General features: G+C 51.1%; 15 tRNA genes. All 15 read right to left on the reverse strand.

Annotation, left to right across the window (positions count from 1 at the left end):
- Positions 1-89: 89 nt before the first annotated feature.
- The 15 genes from ACQV2P_RS08550 to ACQV2P_RS08620 all read right to left on the reverse strand — a co-directional run bounded on the left by ACQV2P_RS08550 (position 90) and on the right by ACQV2P_RS08620 (position 1,525).
- Positions 90-179 (reverse strand) — tRNA-Ser (locus ACQV2P_RS08550).
- A gap of 35 nt (positions 180-214) precedes the next feature.
- Positions 215-288: transfer RNA gene (locus ACQV2P_RS08555), tRNA-Ile, on the reverse strand.
- An 11-nt stretch (positions 289-299) separates the two neighbouring features.
- Positions 300-370: transfer RNA gene (locus ACQV2P_RS08560), tRNA-Gly, on the reverse strand.
- A 10-nt stretch (positions 371-380) separates the two neighbouring features.
- Positions 381-470: transfer RNA gene (locus tag ACQV2P_RS08565), tRNA-Ser, on the reverse strand.
- 31 nt (positions 471-501) lie between these two features.
- Positions 502-575, reverse strand: a tRNA-Ile gene (locus ACQV2P_RS08570).
- A gap of 9 nt (positions 576-584) precedes the next feature.
- Positions 585-658 (reverse strand) — tRNA-Met (locus ACQV2P_RS08575).
- 7 nt (positions 659-665) lie between these two features.
- Positions 666-738, reverse strand: a tRNA-Ala gene (locus ACQV2P_RS08580).
- Between the two features lie 17 nt (positions 739-755).
- Positions 756-829: transfer RNA gene (locus ACQV2P_RS08585), tRNA-Pro, on the reverse strand.
- Positions 830-840: 11 nt separating this feature from the next.
- Positions 841-914 (reverse strand) — tRNA-Arg (locus ACQV2P_RS08590).
- Between the two features lie 31 nt (positions 915-945).
- Positions 946-1,031 (reverse strand) — tRNA-Leu (locus ACQV2P_RS08595).
- A 27-nt stretch (positions 1,032-1,058) separates the two neighbouring features.
- Positions 1,059-1,130: transfer RNA gene (locus ACQV2P_RS08600), tRNA-Gly, on the reverse strand.
- A gap of 5 nt (positions 1,131-1,135) precedes the next feature.
- A tRNA-Thr gene (locus tag ACQV2P_RS08605) sits at positions 1,136-1,208 on the reverse strand.
- A 52-nt stretch (positions 1,209-1,260) separates the two neighbouring features.
- A tRNA-Leu gene (locus tag ACQV2P_RS08610) sits at positions 1,261-1,342 on the reverse strand.
- A gap of 35 nt (positions 1,343-1,377) precedes the next feature.
- Positions 1,378-1,450: transfer RNA gene (locus ACQV2P_RS08615), tRNA-Lys, on the reverse strand.
- A 5-nt stretch (positions 1,451-1,455) separates the two neighbouring features.
- Positions 1,456-1,525, reverse strand: a tRNA-Val gene (locus ACQV2P_RS08620).

Raw genomic sequence — 1,525 nt, forward strand, 5'->3', positions numbered from 1 at the left:
AACCCGTGTTACCGCCGTGAAAGGGCGGTGTCTTAACCGCTTGACCAACGGGCCAATATCAAAACTCATTGGCAAGTATATAAGAATAACGGAGAAGGAGGGATTTGAACCCTCGCGCCGGTATAAACCGACCTACACCCTTAGCAGGGGCGCCTCTTCAGCCACTTGAGTACTTCCCCATAAGCCAATTCAAAATAACAATTAATTATTGCTATGGGCCTGAGTGGACTCGAACCACCGACCTCACCCTTATCAGGGGTGCGCTCTAACCAGCTGAGCTACAGGCCCATTATCAATAAAGCGGGTGAGGAGAATCGAACTCCCGACAACAGCTTGGAAGGCTGTGGTTTTACCACTAAACTACACCCGCATATTCTCAAAGGAGGATGTGGGATTCGAACCCACGCGCGCTCTTACACGCCTGACGGTTTTCAAGACCGTTCCCTTCAGCCGAACTTGGGTAATCCTCCGTTAACCAATGGCAAAATCCATAATGCATAATGGACCTTGTAGGACTCGAACCTACGACCACCCCGTTATGAGCGGGGAGCTCTAACCACCTGAGCTAAAGGTCCGGCCTTAGATAGCGGCGAAGGGGATCGAACCCATGACCTCCCGGGTATGAACCGGACGCTCTAGCCAGCTGAGCTACACCGCCAAAAAAATGGAGAATAGCGGGATCGAACCGCTGACCTCCTGCGTGCAAAGCAGGCGCTCTCCCAGCTGAGCTAATCCCCCATATAAGAATAAACAAATCGGGAAGACAGGATTCGAACCTGCGACCCCTTGGTCCCAAACCAAGTGCTCTACCAAGCTGAGCTACTTCCCGTTTTACTCTAATACACCCGGCAGGATTCGAACCTGCAACCGCCTGATTCGTAGTCAGGTACTCTATCCAGTTGAGCCACGGGTGCAAAATATTTTATCATTCACAATAAAGTGAAATGCCGAGGGCCGGAGTCGAACCGGCACGGTGATCACTCACCGCAGGATTTTAAGTCCTGTGCGTCTGCCAATTCCGCCACCCCGGCTTTAAAAGCCTAAATGTATCTTGGCAAAGCGGAAGACGGGGTTCGAACCCGCGACCCCCACCTTGGCAAGGTGGTGTTCTACCACTGAACTACTTCCGCAAAAGTGCCGGCTAAAGGACTTGAACCCTCGACCCTCTGATTACAAATCAGATGCTCTACCAACTGAGCTAAGCCGGCATAATATAACTTAGGATTTCCAATTATAAATCATAAGTGATCAAAATGCAAGTGCGGGTGAAGGGACTTGAACCCCCACGCCCGAAGGCGCCAGATCCTAAATCTGGTGCGTCTGCCAATTCCGCCACACCCGCAAATTAAAATTCCTTGATGTTTCCATTTAGGAATATGACCCGTGCAGGATTCGAACCTGCGACCCACTGATTAAAAGTCAGTTGCTCTACCGACTGAGCTAACGAGTCAAGAGTGGGGAATGACGGGATCGAACCGCCGACATCCTGCTTGTAAGGCAGACGCTCTCCCAGCTGAGCTAATTC

The sequence above is a fragment of the Facklamia sp. P12932 genome, from assembly GCF_050409545.1.
Taxonomy (GTDB): Bacteria; Bacillota; Bacilli; order Lactobacillales; family Aerococcaceae; genus Facklamia.